The following is a 19217-nucleotide window of genomic DNA, read 5'->3' as shown; positions in this document are numbered from 1 at the left end:
GATGGCTGCCTCGGAGAAGGGCAGGCCGAGCCTGTTCTGGCCGCTCGCCGCGGTCGTCGTGCCCATCGCCTCGTACCTCGCGAAGCTGACTTTCATCGGCCGCGACAGACTGCCGCGGCAGGGCGCCTTCGTGCTCGCGCCGAACCACTACACCGAGTTCGACCCGATCATCGTCGCGCTCGCGGTCTGGCGGATGCATCGGCTGCCGCGGTTCATGGCCAAGGAGAGCCTGTTCCGCGTGCCGGTTGTCGGCTGGGTGCTGAAGAACACCGGCATGGTTCCGGTCGCGCGCACGTCGTCGGCCACGGCGGCGAAGCAGACCATGGCGCAGTCGAAGGAGCTCGTGGAGCACGGTCGGGGCGTCATCGTCTATCCGGAGGGCACGCTGACCCGCGATCCCGAGCTGTGGCCGATGCGGGGCAAGACGGGCGCGGTGCGGCTCGCCCTGGCCGGCGACATCCCGCTCATCCCGATGGCGCACTGGGGCGCGCAGGAGATCATGCCGAGGTACGGCAAGAAGATCAGCTTCTGGCCGCCGCGCAAGCGCGTGCAGATCATCGTGGGCGATCCGGTCGACCTGTCCGACCTGCGCGGACGCGCGGGCGAGCAGGCGGCGCTCACAGAGGCGACGCGTCGGCTGATGGACGCCATCGCCGGGCTGCTGGAGCAGCTCCGCGACGAGAAGGCCCCCGCCGAGCGCTGGAATCCGGCCGATCACGGGCAGAAGGAGACCGGTCGCCTTGACTCCTAAGCGCATCCCTGCGGAGGCGGGGCCCCGGGTCGCCGTGATCGGCGCCGGCAGCTGGGGCACGACCTTCGGCAAGATCCTCGCCGACGGCGGGGCGCAGGTCACGATGTGGGCGCGGCGGCCAGAGCTCGCACACGAGATCGCCGAGGCCAAGCGCAACTCCAAGTACCTGCCCGGCATCAATCTGCCGCGCACGATGGAGGCCACGCACGATCTCGCGAAGGCGCTGGACGGTGCTCAGCAGGTCTACCTGTCGGTGCCCAGCCAGACCCTGCGCGACAACCTGAAGGACCTGCGTCCGCTGCTGGAGGGCACGGACATGCCGCTGGTCAGCCTGATGAAGGGCGTCGAGCGCTCCACCAGCCTGCGCATGAGTCAGGTGATCGAGCAGGAGCTGCGCTGCGACCCTGCGCGCATCGCCGTGGCATCCGGGCCCAACCTCGCCCTCGAGATCGCGCGCGAACAGCCGACGGCCGCCGTGATCGCGTCACTCAGCGAGGAGACCGCCGACGCGGTCGCACGCACCGCACGCAACACCTACTTCCGCTCCTTCGTGAACACCGATGTGATCGGCACCGAGTTCGGCGGCGTCCTGAAGAACCTGATCGCCGTGGCGATCGGCATCGTGGACGGCGTCGGCTACGGCGAGAACACCAAGGCGTCGATCATCACCCGCGGGCTGGTCGAGATGACCGACTTCGCCGTCGCCAACGGCGCGCAGCCCGGCACCCTGCAGGGGCTCGCCGGTCTCGGCGACCTGATCGCGACCTGCCAGTCGCCGCTGAGCCGCAACAACACCGCCGGGCCGGCTGCTCGGACAGGGCTACAAGTTCCAGGACGTGGTCAAGCAGATGAACCAGACCGCCGAGGGCCTCGCCTCGGTCGCCCCCGTGCTGCATCTGGCCCACGAGGCCGAGGTGCACATGCCCATCGTCGAGCAGGTGAAGATGGTGCTGGACGGGAAGATGGATCCCCGTGACATCGCCCCCCACCTGACGACGGACGACGACACCCCGCAGGGGGAGAGGACCGAACATGGACAAGCAGACGGTGGCGGTGCTCTTCGGCGGGCGTTCCAGCGAGCATTCGATCAGTTCCGCCACGGCGGGCGGGGTGCTGGCGGCGATCGACCGTGACCGCTACCGGGTGATCCCGGTCGGGATCACCCGCGACGGCGCGTTCGTCCTCGAGGACGACGATCCGGTGAAGTTCGCCCTGGATGCCGCGAGGCTGCCCGAGGTCGCCGACAACGGCACGCGGGTGCGCTGGCCGGAGCCGGACGGGCTCCGCACGCTGCGCGTGCTGCACGGTGACGGATCCGAGGACGATCTCGGCGAGATCGATGTGGTGCTGCCGCTGCTGCACGGTCTGCACGGTGAGGACGGTGCGATCCAGGGGTTCTTCGACGTGCTCGAGGTGCCTTACGCCGGATGCGGCATCCTCGACTCCGCGGTGAGCCTGGACAAGCACTACACCAAGCTCGCTCTGCGGGCGGCCGGCATCGCGGTGTCCCCGGGGATCACCGTGCGCAGCGCGGAGTGGGAGCGGGCTCCGGAGAGTGTGCGCTCGGCGATCGCGGCGCTCGGCTCCGTGGTGTTCGTCAAACCCGCGAGCGCTGGATCGAGCGTGGGCGTCTCCCGCGTCGACGACGGCGAGGGACTCGACGAGGCGCTGCGGATCGCGTTCGCCGAGGACGCCAAGGTGCTCGTGGAGTCGCGGGTCGAGGGCCGCGAGATCGAGGTCGGCGTGCTGGCCGGCCGCGGGGCGCCCGCGCACGGGCATCGCTTCCCGGCGAGGTCGTGCTGACCTCGCGCAGCTTCTACGACTTCGAGGGCAAGTACCTCGGCGGCGACGGCGTCGACATCGTCTGTCCGGCCGACGTCGACGCCGACCTGATCGAGCGACTGCGTGAGACCGCGGTGCGCGCGTTCGAGGCCGTGGACGGCAAGGGCCTCGCCCGCGTGGACTTCTTCGTGACGGCAGCGGGCGAGCTGGTCGTGAACGAGCTGAACACCATGCCGGGGTTCACGCCGATCTCGATGTTCCCGAAGTGCTGGATCGCCTCCGGGCTGTCCTACGGCGACCTGATCACCGAGCTCATCGAGAAGGGCCTCGAGCGCTGAGCCCGGTTGGCTGAGCGAGGGTCGCTGAGCAGGGGCCGCTGAGCCTGTCGAGCGCTGCTCGACGAAGCGCTACTCGACGTCCTTCGGCTCGGCGTCCGGCGCGATGCACTCGCTCTTCTTGGGGATGGACTGCACGCCGCTGACGATGCCGGTGTTGGCGAGCACGGCGTCGCCGCTGACCTTCGAGGTGTCGACGAAGACCTGCACCGCGGGGTCCCGGCCGTAGGTGGTCATCCGCATCCACGGCTCCTTGCTCGGGTCGACCAGCCAGTCGATGCCCTCGAGCGTGATGCACTGCAGGTTCGCCGTCGGGCCGGGAACGGCCACGCCGCAGGACAGCAGCACGGTGGTGGGGTCGCCCCAGGCGCCGGTCGCCTGCGCATCGGTCCAACGGCGGTCCTGACCGGCGACGGCATCGGGCAGACGCACGGTCACCTCGGCGCAGAGCGGGTTGTTCGCATCGTTCGACGGCTGCATCGAGACGGTGGAGGAGCATCCGCTGAGAACGAGAGCCGCGAGCACGCAGACGGCGGCGGCGAGACGGCGGAGGGGCATGCATCCAGGCTACCTTCGAGTCCATGCCCTCTCGTGCCGCCTCCGACGATCCGCGCCTGGGAGACGTCTCGGAGGGCACGGTCCTCCGCAGCATCCTGTCCCGCACGAAGCCGGCGACGGCGACCATCATCGGCCCCGGCGACGACGCCGCGGTGATCGCCGCGCCGTCGGGCTCCGTGGTGGCCACGACCGACACGCTCGTGCACGGTCCCGATTTCCGGCTGGCGTGGTCGAGCGGCTTCGATCTGGGCTGGAAGGCTGCCGCCGTGAACCTCGCGGATGTCGCGGCGATGGGGGCGACGCCGACGGCGCTGCTGGTGGCTCTGGCCGTACCGCGCGATCTGCGCCTCTCGTTCGTCGAGCAGCTCGCCGACGGCTTCCATGCCGCCTGCGACGCGCTCGCGCCGGGATGCGCGGTCGTCGGCGGCGATCTCACCGTGTCCGATGTGCTGACCATCGCAGTCACCGCACTGGGCGACCTCGGCGGTGTGCGGGCGGTCACCCGTTCCGGCGCGCGACCGGGGGACGTCGTCGCGATAGCCGGCGAGATGGGCCTCGCCGCACAGGGACTCGGCGTGCTCTTCGGCCGATTCCGCGACGGCGAGACGCCCATCCCGGTGGATGCCGCCGTGCTGACCGCCGAGGAGCGCTCCGCGATCGACGCCCAGCTGCGCCCGGTGCCGCCCATCGGCCTGGGTCCGGTGGCCGCCGTGGCCGGCGCCACGGCGATGATGGACGTCTCGGACGGTCTCGCCCTCGACGCCGGCCGGATGGCGGATGCCTCGGACGTGACGATCGCGCTGGAGCGCGCGGCGCTCGGCCTGCACCCGGGCCGCGCGCTGGCCGGGGAGAGGACCACGCCCTGCTCGCGACCTTCCCGGGCGACCACCTGCCGCCGGGCTTCCATGCGATCGGCGTGGTCGTCGCCCGTGCCGGGCACCCGGTGCTCTGCGACGGCGAGCCGGTCGGTGCGCTCGGCTGGGACCCCTACCGTGACTGGGACGGCCACGCCGGCGACTGAGCTGGGGTCTGAGCCTCGCGCTGCCGTTCTCTGCTCGCGCTGTCCTTTCCGGTTCAGCCGTGAGCTCGCGCGCCACTTCTTCGCCGGCGCTACGCGTATTCGCGCCGCCTGAGCAGAGGAGTGCCGCGCGAACCCGATCGCAACCCGTAGTTCAAGTGGGCTGAGCGGGCTCGGCCCACCACACCCGGGTGTCCCCGTAGGTCTTCTCCCGTAGCGGGGTCAGCCCTACGGCATCCAGTTCCGGCGGCGTCGACCGCTTCGCGCGCTCGATCACGACGATCGCGTCGGGGGAGAGCAGCGGCGCGAGCGCGGTGAGATCGGCGGTCATCGTCGCGTCGTCGAGGTCGTACGGCGGATCGGTGAGGACCAGGTCGAACGGCCCGGCCGCGCGCTGCAGGAAGGCGTGCACCGTGCTCTCGTGTACCCGGGCATGGGATGCCGGCGTGCCGAGTGCCTTCGCGACGGTCATGACGTTGCGTCGCACGAGCCCCGCGGCCGATCGGGACCGCTCGACCAGATCGACGGATGCTGCGCCACGGCTCCACGCCTCGAGGCCGAGAGCGCCGCTGCCGGCGTACAGGTCGAGCACGTGCGCGCCGTCGATCGCGTCCATCGACTCCAGCGAGCCGAACAGCGATTCGCGCACGCGGTCGCTCGTGGGCCGGGTCCCGGCGGAGGGGACGTCCAGGCGCAGTCCTCGTGCTGCCCCGGCGATGATCCTCGTCACCCGTTCACGATATGCCCTTTCGACCGCGCGGTCGGTCTCGCATCCCCGCGTCGCTGCGACGCGGCTGTTCGACCGCGCGGTCGCACTGCCGCAGCATCCGACGTCTCAGCCCTTCCCTAGAATCGTGAGCATGCCGTCCACGCTCGAAACGCCGCTCGATGCCGCTCTCGGCAGCGCGACCGCGAAGGCGCTCGAGAAGGCGTTCGGCATGCAGACCGTCGGTGACCTGGTGGCGCACTACCCTCGTCGATACGCCGACCGCGGCGAGCTCACGCCGATCCTGGACCTGCCGATCGGCGAGACGGTCACGATCGTCGCAGAGGTGATCTCCTCCGGCGTCCGGCGAATGCGCAACCGCAGGGGAGCGATGCTCGAGGTGACCATCGGCGACGGCATCGGGCGGATGTCGCTGACCTTCTTCGGAAAGGGTGAAGGGCAGCTGGAATGGCGGCGTCAGCAGCTGCTGCCCGGCCGTCGCGGCGTGTTCTCCGGCAAGGTCGGCGAGTATCGGGACAGCCTGCAGTTCTCCCATCCCGATTACCAGATGTTCGATGACGAGGCCGAGGCGCGGAAGCAGGCGGATGCTCGGGTGACCGTGCCGATCCCGATCTATCCGGCGACGTCGACCCTGGCGAGCTTCAAGATCGCAGAGCTCGTCGGGCGCGTCCTGAACGACCTCGGCCCGATCCCCGACCCGCTGCCCGAGTACCTGCGTGTGCAGGAGGGGCTGCTCGACGCGCGCACCGCGCTCGAGAACGTGCACCGGCCGCCGACGCGCAACGACATCGATCCCGCGGTGCGGACGCTGCGGATGCACGAGGCGCTGACCCTGCAGACCGCACTGCTGCAGCAGCGGGCGGCAGTGCGCGAGCTCACCGCGACACCGCGTCCCGGACAGCCGGGCGGGCTGCTCGAGCAGTTCGACACGCACCTGCCGTTCACGCTCACGCTCGATCAGCAGGATGTCGGCGCCTCGATCCAGGACGATCTGGTCGCGCAATGGCCGATGAACCGTCTGGTGCAGGGCGAGGTCGGCTCGGGCAAGACCCTCGTCGCCCTCCGGGCGATGCTGCAGGTGGCCGAATCCGGCGGGCAGTCGGCGCTGATCGCCCCGACCGAGGTGCTCGCCGGCCAGCATCTGCGATCGATCACGAAGATGCTCGGTCCTGCGCTCGCCCCGCAGCTGATGCCGACGCTGCTCACCGGGCAGATGTCCGCGCCGGAGCGGCGCAGGGCCGCGCTTCGCGTGGCATCCGGGCAGGCGCTCATCGTGGTCGGCACGCACGCGCTGCTCTCCGAGAAGACCACGTTCGCCGACCTCGGCCTGGTCGTCGTCGACGAGCAGCACCGCTTCGGAGTCGAGCAGCGCGAGACGCTGCGCGCCAAGGGGTCCAGCCCGCACGCGCTGGTGCTCACCGCCACGCCGATCCCGCGGACGGTGGCGATGACGGTGTTCGGCGACCTGGACACCTCGGTGATCCGCACTATGCCCGCCGGACGCGCAGGCATCCAGTCGTTCGTCGCCCCTCTCGCCGAGCATCCGGGCTGGTGGCAGCGGGTCTGGGAGCGCTCGGCCGAGGAGATCGCCCAGGGCCGTCAGGTGTTCGCCGTGTGCGCCGCGATCGACACCGCCAAGGACTCCGTCGAGGCCGATGCCGCCAGTCTGTTCGACGCCGCCGCCAGGGGCCCGCGCTGGGGCGTGGTGCAGCTGGATGAGGCGCTGTCGACGCATCCGGCCCTGTCGAAGGTGCGCCGTGCCGTGCTGCACGGCAAGATGCCGTCCGATCAGAAGGACGCCATCATGCAGGCCTTCGCCCGCGGCGACATCGACCTGCTCATCGCGACGACGGTGATCGAGGTCGGCGTCGACGTGCCGAACGCGTCGACCATGGTCATCCTCGACGCCGATCGGTTCGGCGTCTCGCAGCTGCACCAGCTTCGCGGTCGCGTGGGGCGCGGCGGCGTGCCAGGGCTGTGCCTGCTCGTCACCGAGGCCGAAGAGGGGTCGGTCGCACGCGAGCGGGTCGATGCCGTGGCCGCGACGCTCGACGGATTCGCCCTCGCCGAAGTCGACCTCGAGCTCCGGGGCGAGGGCGATGTGCTCGGCTCGTCGCAGTCCGGCGTGAAGTCGTCGCTGCGGCTCCTGCGCGTCGTCAAGGACTCCGGCCTGATCGGCCGGGCGCGTGAGATCGCGGAGCAGATCCTCGCCGAGGATCCGGCCCTGGAACAGCACCCCGGGCTGCGCGACACGATCGCGCGCCGGGTGACCGAAGAGGACCGGGCCGCTCTCAGCAAGAACTGAGAGCGGCGTCCTCTAGGCTGACATCCATGCGCCGTGCCGACCGACTGGAGGAGTCGAAAGTGCCTGTACTGAGCGAGCGAAGCGAGTCGAAGTGCGCCGTGCTGAGCGAGCGAAGCGAGTCGAAGTGAACAGCCGAATCGCCGTCGTCCCGGGTTCTTTCGATCCGCCGACGCTGGGGCACCTCGACGTGATCCGCCGTGCGGCGCGGCTGTACGACGAACTGCACGTGCTGGTCGTGCACAACCCGGGCAAGGAGGCGATGCTGCCGATCGCGCAGCGCATGAACCTGCTCGAGCAGTCCATCGCGGATGCAGGTCTCGAGGGGAGCATCATCGTCGGCTCCTGGAGCATGGGCCTGCTGGTCGACTACGCACGCGATGTCAACGCCGGCGTGCTGGTCAAGGGCATCCGCTCGCAGGTCGACGTGGCCTACGAGTCGCCGATGGCGATCGTGAACCGGCACCTGGCCGACATCGAGACCGTGTTCCTGCTGCCCGACCCCGCGCACGCCCTGGTCTCCAGCTCACTGGTACGTCAGGTGGCGTCGCTGGGCGGCGACGTGTCACCGTTCGTGCCGCCGTCGGTGGCGCAGTTCCTCGACACGGGAGCACGTGGCATCTGAGCCGCTCGGCCCCCGCACGGCCTGTTGCAGGTAGCATGGCTGGGTGAAATCCCGACTGAACGGTCCTTTCGTCCTGCCCGTGCGCGACATCACGCGCCGCCCGGGAGAGATGCGCGAGCATGCGTTCGAGGTCACCCTGGCGGAGCGGTGGGGAGAGGGGATCGTGTCGGTCGAGGCCGGCGCGGTCGTCGATCTCGACGTGCGTCTGGAGTCGGTCCACGAGGGCATTCTGGTGTCCGGAACAGCGGACGCCGAGTACTCCGGGGTGTGCGGACGGTGCCTGACCGATATCGCTGCGCCTGTCGAAGTCGAGTTCCAGGAGCTTTTCGCGTATCCTGGAGAGGAAGAAACTGACTTCGAGGTTCAAGACGACCACGTGGATCTTGAAACTCTGGTCAGGGATGCGGTCGTGTTGTCGCTTCCCTTCCAGCCGGTGTGTCAGCCGGACTGCCCGGGTCTCGACCCGAGTACGGGCGAGAAGCTGACCACGAGCGCCGGCGCAGAGAGCAGTGCTCCCATCGATCCTCGGTGGAGTGCGCTCCAGCAGATCACAGACCAGGACGGTGCGGCAGAGAGCCGTGCCGCCGAGAAAGAAGAGAGCTAGTCATGGCCGGTAACCCCCCGAAGCGCAAGGTCTCCCGTTCGAACACCCGCTCGCGCCGCGCGCAGTGGAAGGCGACGCCCACCACTCTGGTGAAGACCGTCGAGAACGGCAAGACCGTCTACAGCCGCCCGCACCAGGCGAAGGTCGTCACCGACTCGCAGGGCACCGAGCTCTTCATGGAGTACAAGGGCCGCAAGGTCGCAGACATCTGATCGCGATCGGCAGATCGTGACCGGGGTGGTGCGGGGGACGGCGCCTCTGAGCGAGACGCTGGGGGTCGACATCGACCCCCAGCTCCTCACGCGCGCGCTCACGCACCGCTCCTACGCGTACGAGCACGGCGGCTCCCCGCACAACGAGCGCCTCGAGTTCCTCGGCGACTCGGTGCTGGGCCTCGCCGTCACCGTGATGCTGTTCACCACGCATCCCGAGCTCGATGAGGGCGAACTGGCGAAGCGTCGTGCGAGCGTCGTCTCGACGGTTGCCCTCGCCGAGGTCGCTCGGGGTATCGGCCTGGGCGAGCACCTGCTGCTCGGCCGCGGTGAGGAGCAGACCGGCGGTCGCGACAAGGACTCCATCCTCGCAGACACCATGGAGGCGGTGATCGGGGCCACCTACATCTCCGCCGGTCCCGACGAGGCCACGGCCCTCGTGCTGCGACTCACCGAGCCGCTTCTCGCCGACCCGGAGCGGTACGGCGCCGCGATGGACCCGAAGACGAGCCTCCAGGAGCTCGCGGCCCGGCTCGGCGCCACGCCGCCGAGCTATTCGGTGCAGGCCACAGGGCCGGACCACGACCGGCGATTCACCGCCACGGTGCTGGTCGGCGACGTCGCGCAGATCGGCGAGGGCACGAGCAAGAAGACGGCCGAGATGGCCGCTGCACTCAGCGCCTGGCGGCTGCTCAGCGACCGTGCCTGAGCACGTCGATGCCTGAACTGCCCGAGGTCGAGGTCGTTCGCGCCGGCCTCGCGCCTGCGGTGGTCGGCGCGACCGTGACGTCCGTCTCGGTGCTCGACGACCGTGCACTGACGCGCCACGCTCCCGGTGCGGCCGACTTCGTGGCGCAACTCGAAGGTGCGGACATCGTCGCCGCGGTGCGGCGCGGCAAGTTCCTCTGGCTGCCGATCGCCGATCGCCGGCAGGCCCTGGTGGCACATCTCGGGATGAGCGGGCAGATGCTGCTGCGCACGCCGGATGCCGCGCCGGAGCGCCACGAGCGCGTGCGGCTGCACATCGAGCATCCTGCGCACGGCCGTCTGGCCGTGGTCTTCTCGGACCAGCGCACCTTCGGATCGCTCGCCGTCGACGAGCTGCTGGACACCCCGGATGCCCGTGCCGCGGGGCTGGGCAGCGACCTTCCGCTGGTGCCGTCGCAGGTCGCGCACATCGCCAGAGACGCACTCGACCCCGCTTTCGACGACGCCGCCTTCATCGCCGCGGTCGGGCGGAGGTCGAGCGCGATCAAGCGCATCCTGCTCGATCAGAGCCTCATCAGCGGCATCGGCAACATCTACGCGGACGAGTCGCTCTGGGCCGCGCGCATCCATCCTGAGACCGAGGGACGCGCGCTCTCGGCGCTGGCACTGCGGCGCCTGCTCGGCGAGGTGCGTCTCGTGCTCGAGAAGGCCCTCGCCGAGGGCGGGACGAGCTTCGACGCCCAGTACGTCAATGTGAACGGGCAGGCCGGTTATTTTGCGCACTCGCTGAACGCGTACGGCCGCGGGGATCGGCGTGCCCGCGGTGCGGTACGCCGATCCTCCGCGAGGCGTTCATGAACCGCTCGAGCCATTTCTGCCCGAGGTGTCAGCGCCGGCCCTGAGCCCGATCACGCAGCAAGGACGAACGACTTCGCCAGCAGCAGCCTCGTCACCCGGGTCGCCGCCCACACGGTGAGGATCCCGATGGCGAGCACGCTCGCGATGGTCACCAGGGACAGCGGCGCGACGATCAGCGTGATCCCGAGGAGAGGGAAGATCATGATCGCGGCGCAGAGCGCAGAGCCGATCGCGGTGACCATCAGCGGTGACATGATGGCGCGCGTGCGGGCGGTGTCCACCGTCTCCAGCGGCACGCCGAGCCGGTGCAGGCTCGCGTGCAGGTCGCGTTGATCTGCGATCGCGGATGCCTGGTTCACACCGACCGATGCCGCGACCATGAGGAACGACCCGATCAGCGTGATGATGAGCCCGGTGCGCATGTCGGTGACGAGGGCGAGATCCTCCGGCCTGGCGTCGTCCGTGCCCATCACGTCCATCAGCGCGACGCCGGTGCCGGCGAAGACCGCCATGAAGCTCGCCATCGCGATGCCGCTGACCTGACGCCAGGCGGCCTTCGGCGCGTCCAGCACCATGCGGGCGGCGAGCATGCGCTCGGGAGTCTCGGCCTTCCGCAGCTGCCGGCGGGCGCGCACGCCCAGAACCCACGGGCCGAGGAGGTTCAGGACGGCGAGCACGATCCCGAACACGGCGGCGAGACCCCCGATGAGGTACACGGCGCCCGCGATCATCGGCAGGAGCTTCACTGCGACGAAACCGGCGATGACCACCAGCACGACGACGACGGCGCGCATCGCGCCCATCCGGGGAGCATCGGCACGCATCCGCACGCCGAGCGGCGAGATGTTCACCCGGCGCAGGCCGACCGCGGCGCTGACGACCGCAAGCAGGACGACCCCACCGAACACGGCGAGGATCTGCCAGGCAGGAAGGATCACCGCGAGCACGCCGAGGGCGGATCCGCGGAACGGGATCATCCCGATCAGAGGGGTGATCGCGAGATACAGCAGGATGCCGCCGATCGCCCCGACCGCGGCGATCACCGCGGACTCGACGACGGTCGCGAACGAGACGCCCGCGGGCGTCACCCCGAGCAGGCGCAGCGTCGACAGGCGCTCGTCGCGCCGCCGGGCGGACAGCCGTGCCGGCGGCGCCCCCGAGCGTCATCATCGGCACCACGAGGAGCACCAGGGCGATCGCGGCGAGCCCCTGGTAGATGAAGCCGAAGTCGTCGTCCCATGTCCAGAACGACTGCGCGCCACCGAGCACGGTGAGCACGAGCGCCGTGACGATCCCGAAGGCGACGGCGGGGATCGCGATCACGCCGAGTGATCCCGGCGCGGGGCGCATCAGCATGCGCAGTACTCCGGCGTTCACGCCGACACCTCCGCCGGCACGATCCTGCCGTCGCGCATCGCGACCGTGCGCGAGCAGCGGGCGGCCACACCGGGGTCGTGCGTGACCACGACCAGCGTGCGGCCCTGTCCGGTGGTCGACCACAGCAGCGCGTCCATCACCTCGGACGAGGTGCGGGAATCGAGTGCGCCGGTGGGCTCGTCGGCGAAGATCAGCTCGGCACCGGTGACCTGGGAGCGGGCGATGGCGACGCGCTGCGCCTGACCACCGGAGAGCTCGCCGATGCGGCGGTCCTCCATGCCGGAGAGTCCCAGGGACTGCAGCCAGGCCGCGGCGTGCGGCAGTGCGTCGGAGCGCTTCGTCCCATTGATCATGAGAGCGAGTGCGACGTTCTCGATCGCCGTGAGCTCCGGGATCAGCAGGCCCTGCTGGAAGACGAAGCCGAACCGCTCGCGACGCAGCCTGGACCGTGCGGACTCGCCGAGCGCGGTCACCTCGATCGTCTCGCCCGATGACGGCGTGAAGCGCACGGAGCCGCTGTCGGGGGTGATGATCCCGGCGAGCACGTGCAGCAGCGTCGTCTTGCCCGACCCCGAGGCGCCCATGATCGCGACGGACTCGCCGCGGTCCACGGCGATATCGACGCCGGCGAGGGCGCGGGTGGGGCCATAGGACTTCTGGAGGGCGTTCGCGTGCAGGATCGGTGCGGTCATGATTCCAGCATCCGCGGATCGTGCATGACAATCGTCGGCCCAGCGGATGATCCCGCACACGAGGGATCATCCGCTGGGATGACCGGTCGTCAGACCAGCTTCTTCTGCCAGACCCCGGCGTACGAGACAGGCGCGAAGCCGATCGCCTCGTTGATGTCGAGCATGGGCCGGTTCTCCTCGGCGTTGAACGTGCTGATCTTCGGCGACCGGGGCGCGATCCCGCGCCAGCGCAGGATGTTCGCGCACTTGACGAGCATCCCCAGGCGATGACCGCGGTGCTCCCTCAGGACGAGGGTGCTGTACTGATGTGTCACATCGTCGGGCTCTGTTCCGATGACGAGCTCGTTGAAGGCGGCGAGGCGGCCGGTGGGCACGTGCAGCACCGCCGACACCGACATCGTCTGACCACCGTCGAGGATCCGCTTCTCCCGGCGTTCGACGCGTCCCGCATCCCACTTCTCCTCGTCGATCTCGAGAGCCGCCGACGGGGCGTCCGTCGACATCCGCGACAGCGCCCAGGCGTAGCCCTCACGCAGCTCGGGCGGCGTCGGGATCGTCCACTCCACGAGGCGGTAGTCCGGCCCTGCGGCGGCGAGAGACTCGTCGAGCCGGTGCTGCACGGTATCGACCGGACCGCGCAGGTCGAAGGTGCTGTTGCGCTCGACCTGCTCGAGGACGAACCCGTTCGTGAGGAACTGATCGGACAGGGGCGTGCGCTCGACGACGCCCCAGTCCGTCGCCGGCACGATCGTCGGGCCGGATGTCCTGCCACGGTGGAGCGTCCAGGCCTGCATGACGGTGCGCCCGAGCGACCTGGTCTCCTCCTCGATGCGGGCGAGCAGGGCGTCCTCGACGCCGTGTCCGCGGTCGGCTGCGAGCACCATCAGGTCGAAGTCGACGGCCGTGGGCTCGGCGAGGCCGTAGTTGAGAATGCAGGCGCCGACGAGGCGCCCTCCCTCGCGGATCACGTAGGCCCGATGCGCGCGGTCCGCGTCGTCGCGCAGACCGGACAGCATCTCGGCGGGAGTGAAGTCGAGGTCGGCGAGGTCTGCGTCCTCGCGGCAGATCGCGTTGTTCAGCTCGGTCAGCGCGATGAGATCGGCCGCGTCGGGCCCGTCGGCGGATGCCGGAAGCGCGAGTTGTTCGATGGCGAGCGCTGTGCTCATGTGAGTTCCTTCTTCCAGGCGCCCTCGTAGGCGAAGGCGGTGAACCCGAGATCCTCGTTGATCGAGAGCATCGGGCGGTTCTGCTCCGAGTTGTAGGTGATGACACGGTGCGAGTCCGGGTAGCGCTCGCGCCAGGCGATCAGGCCCGCCGTCTTCACGAGCATCCCGAGACGGTGCCCGCGGTGGTCCGCGAGCACGAGGGTGTCGTACTGATGCGTGGTGCCCGCAGGGTCGGGGCCGATGGCGAGCTCGTTGAAGGCGCACAGCTCACCGGTCTCGATGTGCTGAGCGGCTGTGACGAACTGGTGGTAGCCACGCGCGGCGGTGCGTTCGTCCTGCTGCGCGACGCGGGCGGCGTCCCAGGCCTCCTCGGGGAGACCCAGTTCGCCCTCGGGCACGTCGGTCGACATGCGCGACTTCATCCAGGCGTAGCCGTCGACGTACTCGGCCGGTGTCGGCAGCATCCACTGCACGAGCCGGTAGGCGGAGGCATGGGCGGCGGCGTCCGCCCGCCGGGACTCCAGCTCGGTGAGGCTCCCGTCGGTCCAGGCGAACTCGCTGCCGCGCTCCACGGTCTCGAGCGTGAAGCCGTTGCGGGACAGGAAGCGTGCGGCCCGATCGGCGGGCACGGAGCCGAATCCGGTGGGCGATGGGACGGGGGCGAGCCCGGAGCCGTCGTCGTGATGCTCGGCGAAGTGCACGAGCTTGCGCACGCCTTCCGCTCGCGCGACCGACTCCAGATGGGCGTACGCCTGGCGTCCGATGCCCCTGCCCTGCGCCCGCTGGAGCAGGGCGACGATGACGAACGCCGTGCGGCCGTCGTCGTCCTGCAGGACGTCGAGTGCACGGCATCCGACGATCCGGCCGTCCTGCTCGACGTACCACTGCCGGCGGATCCGGTCGGGGGTGCTGCGCAGCATCGGCAGCAGCGACTCCGCGCTGAGGGCGTCGTCGTCGCGACCGGTGCTCTCGAGGATGTTCCGGTTCCGCGCCTCCGCGTACTCGCGGATCAGCGGGGTCGGCCCCGCGTCCGCCCGTTCGGGGAGAACGAGCGGACGCAGGGTCGCGCCGGCGGGGAGCGCGTGCACAGGGGGAGTGACGGTCATGGTGATCTCGTCTCAGCGCAGCCGGAGCTGCAGGTCGTAGATGGGCGCCTGGGCGTCTGCGATGGTCGGTCGGCTGCGCTCGAGCGTGATCTGCTCTCGCTGTTCCTGCTCGCCGACGATGTCGTCGTCGGAGCGCAGGGTCCGTTCCAGCAGCCACAGGCCGAGGGCCAGCCTCAGGCGGTCGGCCGGGGTGAGGTGCTGACGCTGGTCGGCGTCGGGGATGGTGAGGATCTGACGATCCTCGGTATCCGGCGGGTGTCCCTGTCGCTGCAGGGTGCCGGGGGTGAGCAATGAGGTGTTCACGATGGTTGATTCCTTAAAGGTCGATCGACAGGACGATCTGGGGCGGTCGTCGCGCACTCAGCGGCGGACGGATCCACGGAGGACGGCGGTCTGCGGGCCGGGGCGGCCGACGGATGCCGGGGGTGCGCTGCCGATGGTCGGCGAGATGCGCGGGAGGCGTCAGACCTGTGGTGTCAGTGCGACTGGTATCAGTACGACGACAGGGACGCGGCGATCGAAGACCGGCACCGAGGTGCCGGGAGGATCGAGGAGGGCGGGGCGCCTGTTAACTCAGCCCGGTGGCTCCGACGGGAGAAACCGAGTGCGCGAAGCATGCGAACGAACGCACGGCTGGGCCATTGAGGCGGGCGTCGAACTTCGTGATCATCATCGGTCTCTCCTTTCCTTCAAGCGATCGGTGAGTCACGCTAGCGGGAAGTTCACAGCCGAGTCAAGCATCCGGGTGTGTCCTCGGCGTGTCGCGTTCGGCGGATAGGCTGCCCGTCGGCGCGGAATCCCCTGAAGAGCCGCGGGATTCCGGTAGCGTATGGGCGTGATCCCCTCGACCCCGAAAGCCCCGGCATGCATCTGAAGAGCCTCACGCTCAAGGGCTTCAAGTCGTTCGCCCAGCCGACGACGTTCGTGTTCGAGCCAGGGGTCACCTGCATCGTCGGCCCGAACGGGTCGGGCAAGTCCAACGTCGTGGACGCTCTCGCCTGGGTGATGGGGGAGCAGGGCGCGAAGACGCTGCGCGGCGGCAAGATGGAGGACGTCATCTTCGCCGGCACGTCGACCCGCGGCCCGCTCGGCCGCGCGGAGGTGCAGCTCACGATCGACAACGCCGACGGCGCACTCCCGATCGAGTACGCCGAGGTCACGATAAGCCGAACGCTGTTCCGCAACGGCTCCAGCGAGTACGCGATCAACGGCACCGGATGCCGTCTGCTCGACGTCCAGGAGCTGCTCAGCGATTCCGGGCTGGGCCGCGAGATGCATGTGATCGTCGGCCAGGGCCGGCTGGACACCGTGCTGCAGGCCTCTCCCGAGGACCGACGAGGGTTCATCGAGGAGGCCGCCGGCATCCTCAAGCACCGGCGGCGCAAGGAGAAGACGCTCCGCAAGCTCGATGCCATGGAGACGAACCTCACCCGGCTCAGCGATCTCGCCGGTGAGATCCGTCGGCAGCTGAAGCCGCTGGGCCGGCAGGCCGAGATCGCGCGAGAGGCGCAGACCATCGCCGCTGTCGTGCGCGACGCGAAGGCCCGGCTGTTCGCCGACGACGTCGTCGCGCTGCGCACCACGCTCGCCGATCACACGCGCACCGAGAACGAGCGCCACACGGAGCGCCTCGTGCTCTCGGAACAGGTCGACGCTGTGCACGCCGGCATCATCCGGCTGGAGGCCGAGCAGAACTCCGCCGCCGTCGACGAGGCGCGGCGGGTGGCCTTCGGCCTGGAGCAGGTGCAGGAGCGCATGCGCGGGCTCTTCACGCTCGCGAACCAGCGTCTCGCGCTGCTGGGCAGTGAGGATGACGACGCGGTGACGGCGATCACGGTCACGCAGGACACCATCGATGAGGCAGCGGACGAGATCACCCGCATCTCGGAGGGACTCGGCGACGCGCAGGATGCCGCGGCAGCCGCGAGCCGCGAGGTCGTGCTCGCCCGAGGCGAGCTCGACACGCTCGACGTGGACATCGCCGAGCAGAGCGCGCTCGTGTCGGCATACGACATGAGGCTGAACACGTTGCGCGGGAACGCGGATGCCGACGGCATCCGCCCTCGCCGCGGTCCGCGGCGCGGTGCTGCGCCAGGAGAACGCGCTGGAGGCCGCGCAGACCCGTCGTCGTGAGGCCGCCGAGGCCCTCGAAGCCTTCGAGGAGGGCGAGGCGCCGGAGGGCTCCGCCGCGGAGCACGCGGCGGCCTACGAGACCGCGCAGCAGAGCGCGGCGGCCGCCGAGACGGAGCGCGACCGGCTGCGCGAGAGCCTGCACGAAGCGGAACGCGAGGCGGACGCGCTGACGGCGAAGGCGGCGGCGCTGACGAGCGCGCTCTCATTCTCGGGCGGCGCAGCCGATCTCGTGGCAGAGGGCGCGCCCGGGCTGCAGGGGCTCGTCGGCGACGCCGTGCAGGTGAAGGTCGGATTCGAGGCCGCCATCTCCGCGGTGCTCGGCCCGCTCGCCGAGGGCGTGCTGGTGGATGCTGCGGACGACGCGTTCGCGCTCGTCCCGCGAGCTCAGGGACGCGGTGCGATCGACATCGTGATCGCAGCGACGTCCGCAGCGGGAGCGGCGCCGGCCGTCTCGGGGGCCGTGCCGGCCGCCGAGGTGGCGACGGCGCCTCCCGGTGTGCTCGGCATCCTCGCGCACGTACTCATCGCGGACGACCTCGATACCGCACGGATCGCACGGGCGGCCCTGGATGCGCTCGATGACGACACGACGACGATCGTCACCCGCGACGGCGAGGTGCTCACCGCACACACCCTGCGGGCGGGCTCGGGAGAGCGCTCCAGACTGGAACTCGCCGCCGAGCGGGACGCCGCGACGGAACGGCTGGACGAGGTCCGCCGCACGGTCGACGCCCTGCGCGCGGAGCGCGCCGAGGCGACTGAACGAGTCGAGACGACCAGGCGTGAGGCCCGGGAGGCGCTGCAGCGGCTGCGCCAGCACGACGCCGCGCTGGCGACGCACGCCGAGCATCTGAACCGCGTGACCGTGCGCCACGAGGCAGCCGTCGCGGAGTGCGAGCGGCTGGAGTCCGGGTTCGGGCAGGCGCAGTCCGCCGGTCGCGGACGCGGAGACCGCGACCGCGAGGGCGAGGGCGGAGCTCGAGGGTGCCGAGGGCGAGCCACGGCCCGTGCTCGACGCCTCCGCACGCGACGGACTGCTCGAGTCGCTCGAGACGGCTCGCGAGAACGAGGTCAGGGCGCGCCTCGAGATCGAGACGCTCCGCGAGCGTGTGCGGGCGGCACAGACACGGGTCGCGACTCTCGAGCGCCAGCGCGAGGCGGAACGCGCCGCGGCCGAGGACGCCGCTCGTCGTGCCGTCATCCGTCGTGCCCAGCGCGAGGCCGCGAGCGGCGTGGCCGATGAGCTTCCGAGGGTGCTGGACTCGATCGATCGATCCGTCACCGAGGCGCGGATGTCACTGGCCGCGGCCGAGGCCGAGCGCTCGGCGCAGAACGAGGAGCTCACCGCGCTGCGCGCTCAGGAGGGCTCGCTGCGCGAGCGCCTCGCCGGTCTCACCGAGAGCGTGCACGGTCTCGAGCTGCAGATCCACGAGAAGAAGCTTCACCTGAGCAGCCTTCTGGAGCGGGTGTCGTCCGAGCTGGCTCTCGACGAAGACATTCTCGTTGCGGAATATGGTCCGGACCAGCCGGTTCCTCGTGAACCAGGTGCAGAGGACCAGGACGAGGACGCCGCGATCCCGTTCGATCGCCGCATCCAGGAGCGCCGGCTGAAGGACGCGGAGCGCAAGCTCGCACAGCTCGGCCGGGTCAACCCGCTGGCGCTCGAGGAGTTCGCCGCGCTGGAGCAGCGGCACGCGTTCCTCACCGAGCAGCTCTCCGATCTGACCAGGACGCGGCAGGATCTGCTGACCATCATCGCGGAACTCGACGAGAGGATGCAGACGATCTTCGCGGCCGCGTTCGAGGACACGAAGCAGGCGTTCACAGAGGTGTTCCCGCTCCTGTTCCCCGGCGGCGCCGGCAGCATCTCGCTGACGAATCCGGACGACATGCTGACCACCGGCATCGAGGTCGCGGTGCGCCCGGTCGGCAAGAAGATCGAGCGGCTCTCGCTGCTCTCCGGCGGGGAGCGCTCGCTGGCGGCCGTGGCGCTGCTGGTGGCGATCTTCAAGGCCCGGCCGAGCCCGTTCTACATCCTCGACGAGGTGGAGGCGGCGCTCGACGACGCCAATCTCGGACGGCTGCTGACGGTGTTCGAGCAGCTGCGCGAGAGTTCGCAGCTGCTCGTGATCACGCACCAGAAGCGCACCATGGAGATCGCCGACGCCCTCTACGGCGTCTCGATGCGGCAGGACGGCGTCTCGGCGGTGGTCGGCCAGCGCGTGGGCGACCGTGCCGCGGCATCCGCCTGAGCCGTCGGCGA

General features: G+C 70.2%; 14 protein-coding genes and 4 pseudogenes. 11 read left to right on the top strand and 7 right to left on the bottom strand.

Features of this window, described 5'->3' with window-relative positions; all coding sequences use genetic code 11:
• Position 1 precedes the first annotated feature (1 nt).
• From L2X99_RS06570 to L2X99_RS06560, 3 genes and pseudogenes are all read left to right on the top strand, one after another.
• Positions 2-751, top strand: coding sequence for a lysophospholipid acyltransferase family protein (locus tag L2X99_RS06570; protein WP_236124502.1), 750 nt, complete (start codon positions 2-4; stop codon positions 749-751).
• Positions 741-1884: pseudogene (locus tag L2X99_RS06565) on the top strand (NAD(P)H-dependent glycerol-3-phosphate dehydrogenase). Before L2X99_RS06570 ends, L2X99_RS06565 begins: the two are co-directional and overlap by 11 nt.
• Positions 1784-2871 (top strand): annotated as a pseudogene (locus L2X99_RS06560) (D-alanine--D-alanine ligase family protein). The pseudogenes L2X99_RS06565 and L2X99_RS06560 overlap by 101 nt, the downstream one beginning before the upstream one ends.
• 69 nt (positions 2872-2940) lie before the next feature.
• Here the strand turns inward: L2X99_RS06560 and L2X99_RS06555 are convergent.
• Entirely contained in the window at positions 2941-3426 is a 486-nt protein-coding gene (locus L2X99_RS06555) for a DUF3515 family protein (protein ID WP_236124503.1), read from the bottom strand.
• A 23-nt stretch (positions 3427-3449) separates the two neighbouring features.
• Between L2X99_RS06555 and thiL the strand changes: the two genes are divergently transcribed.
• Entirely contained in the window at positions 3450-4559 is a 1110-nt protein-coding gene (thiL, locus tag L2X99_RS06550) for a thiamine-phosphate kinase (protein WP_329608138.1), read from the top strand.
• A gap of 39 nt (positions 4560-4598) precedes the next feature.
• On the opposite strand, the gene rsmD is transcribed toward thiL, so the two are convergent.
• Entirely contained in the window at positions 4599-5174 is a 576-nt protein-coding gene (gene rsmD, locus L2X99_RS06545; RefSeq protein ID WP_236135778.1) for a 16S rRNA (guanine(966)-N(2))-methyltransferase RsmD, read from the bottom strand.
• Positions 5175-5304: 130 nt separating this feature from the next.
• Between rsmD and L2X99_RS06540 the strand changes: the two genes are divergently transcribed.
• The 6 genes and pseudogenes from L2X99_RS06540 (at position 5305) to mutM (ending at position 10524) form a co-directional block, all read left to right on the top strand.
• A complete protein-coding gene (locus tag L2X99_RS06540; protein ID WP_236126891.1) occupies positions 5305-7476 on the top strand; it encodes an ATP-dependent DNA helicase RecG in 2172 nt (723 codons plus the stop codon).
• A gap of 124 nt (positions 7477-7600) precedes the next feature.
• Positions 7601-8098 (top strand): pantetheine-phosphate adenylyltransferase, encoded by a 498-nt coding sequence (gene coaD / locus L2X99_RS06535; protein WP_236124504.1) that lies wholly within the window; start codon positions 7601-7603, stop codon positions 8096-8098.
• Between the two features lie 55 nt (positions 8099-8153).
• Positions 8154-8702: a YceD family protein gene (locus L2X99_RS06530; protein ID WP_236126892.1), complete on the top strand. Its 549-nt coding sequence runs from the start codon at positions 8154-8156 to the stop codon at positions 8700-8702.
• Positions 8703-8704: 2 nt separating this feature from the next.
• Positions 8705-8914 carry a 50S ribosomal protein L32 gene (gene rpmF / locus L2X99_RS06525; protein WP_236135777.1) on the top strand — a complete coding sequence of 70 codons (210 nt, stop codon included), beginning with the start codon at positions 8705-8707 and terminating at the stop codon, positions 8912-8914.
• 16 nt (positions 8915-8930) lie between these two features.
• Positions 8931-9623 (top strand): ribonuclease III, encoded by a 693-nt coding sequence (gene rnc, locus L2X99_RS06520; RefSeq protein ID WP_236124505.1) that lies wholly within the window; start codon positions 8931-8933, stop codon positions 9621-9623.
• Between the two features lie 8 nt (positions 9624-9631).
• A pseudogene (mutM, locus tag L2X99_RS06515) lies at positions 9632-10524 on the top strand (bifunctional DNA-formamidopyrimidine glycosylase/DNA-(apurinic or apyrimidinic site) lyase).
• Positions 10525-10530: 6 nt separating this feature from the next.
• On the opposite strand, the gene L2X99_RS06510 reads toward mutM, so the two are convergent.
• The 5 genes from L2X99_RS06510 to L2X99_RS06490 form a co-directional block, all read right to left on the bottom strand.
• Positions 10531-11568 carry a permease gene (locus tag L2X99_RS06510; RefSeq protein WP_236135776.1) on the bottom strand — a complete coding sequence of 346 codons (1038 nt, stop codon included), beginning with the start codon at positions 11566-11568 and terminating at the stop codon, positions 10531-10533.
• 285 nt (positions 11569-11853) lie between these two features.
• Positions 11854-12549, bottom strand: coding sequence for an ABC transporter ATP-binding protein (locus tag L2X99_RS06505; protein WP_236135775.1), 696 nt, complete (start codon positions 12547-12549; stop codon positions 11854-11856).
• An 89-nt stretch (positions 12550-12638) separates the two neighbouring features.
• On the bottom strand, positions 12639-13715 hold the full coding sequence (locus L2X99_RS06500) for a GNAT family N-acetyltransferase (RefSeq protein WP_236135774.1): 1077 nt from the start codon (positions 13713-13715) through the stop codon (positions 12639-12641).
• Positions 13712-14821 (bottom strand): GNAT family N-acetyltransferase, encoded by a 1110-nt coding sequence (locus tag L2X99_RS06495; protein ID WP_236135773.1) that lies wholly within the window; start codon positions 14819-14821, stop codon positions 13712-13714. Before L2X99_RS06495 ends, L2X99_RS06500 begins: the two co-directional genes overlap by 4 nt.
• Positions 14822-14833: 12 nt before the next feature.
• On the bottom strand, positions 14834-15124 hold the full coding sequence (locus L2X99_RS06490) for a hypothetical protein (RefSeq protein WP_236124510.1): 291 nt from the start codon (positions 15122-15124) through the stop codon (positions 14834-14836).
• A 561-nt stretch (positions 15125-15685) separates the two neighbouring features.
• Between L2X99_RS06490 and smc the strand changes: the two are divergent.
• A pseudogene (gene smc, locus L2X99_RS06485) lies at positions 15686-19206 on the top strand (chromosome segregation protein SMC).
• Positions 19207-19217: the final 11 nt, after the last annotated feature.

Origin of the sequence: Microbacterium sp. KUDC0406, assembly GCF_021582875.1 — a bacterium.
Lineage (GTDB): Bacteria > Actinomycetota > Actinomycetes > Actinomycetales > Microbacteriaceae > Microbacterium.
Note: the sequence above shows the minus strand (reverse complement) of the source record. Positions and strands in the feature narration are given on the sequence as shown.

What these genes read in the sequence shown, in the direction of transcription:
- L2X99_RS06570 (WP_236124502.1), top strand. Translation starts at nt 2, where the DNA reads ATGGCTGCCTCGGAGAAGGGCAGGCCGAGCCTGTTCTGGCCGCTCGCC.
- L2X99_RS06505 (WP_236135775.1), bottom strand. Translation starts at nt 12,549, where the DNA reads ATGACCGCACCGATCCTGCACGCGAACGCCCTCCAGAAGTCCTATGGC.
- L2X99_RS06495 (WP_236135773.1), bottom strand. Translation starts at nt 14,821, where the DNA reads ATGACCGTCACTCCCCCTGTGCACGCGCTCCCCGCCGGCGCGACCCTG.
- L2X99_RS06500 (WP_236135774.1), bottom strand. Translation starts at nt 13,715, where the DNA reads ATGAGCACAGCGCTCGCCATCGAACAACTCGCGCTTCCGGCATCCGCC.
- L2X99_RS06540 (WP_236126891.1), top strand. Translation starts at nt 5,305, where the DNA reads ATGCCGTCCACGCTCGAAACGCCGCTCGATGCCGCTCTCGGCAGCGCG.
- thiL (WP_329608138.1), top strand. Translation starts at nt 3,450, where the DNA reads ATGCCCTCTCGTGCCGCCTCCGACGATCCGCGCCTGGGAGACGTCTCG.
- L2X99_RS06555 (WP_236124503.1), bottom strand. Translation starts at nt 3,426, where the DNA reads ATGCCCCTCCGCCGTCTCGCCGCCGCCGTCTGCGTGCTCGCGGCTCTC.
- rpmF (WP_236135777.1), top strand. Translation starts at nt 8,705, where the DNA reads ATGGCCGGTAACCCCCCGAAGCGCAAGGTCTCCCGTTCGAACACCCGC.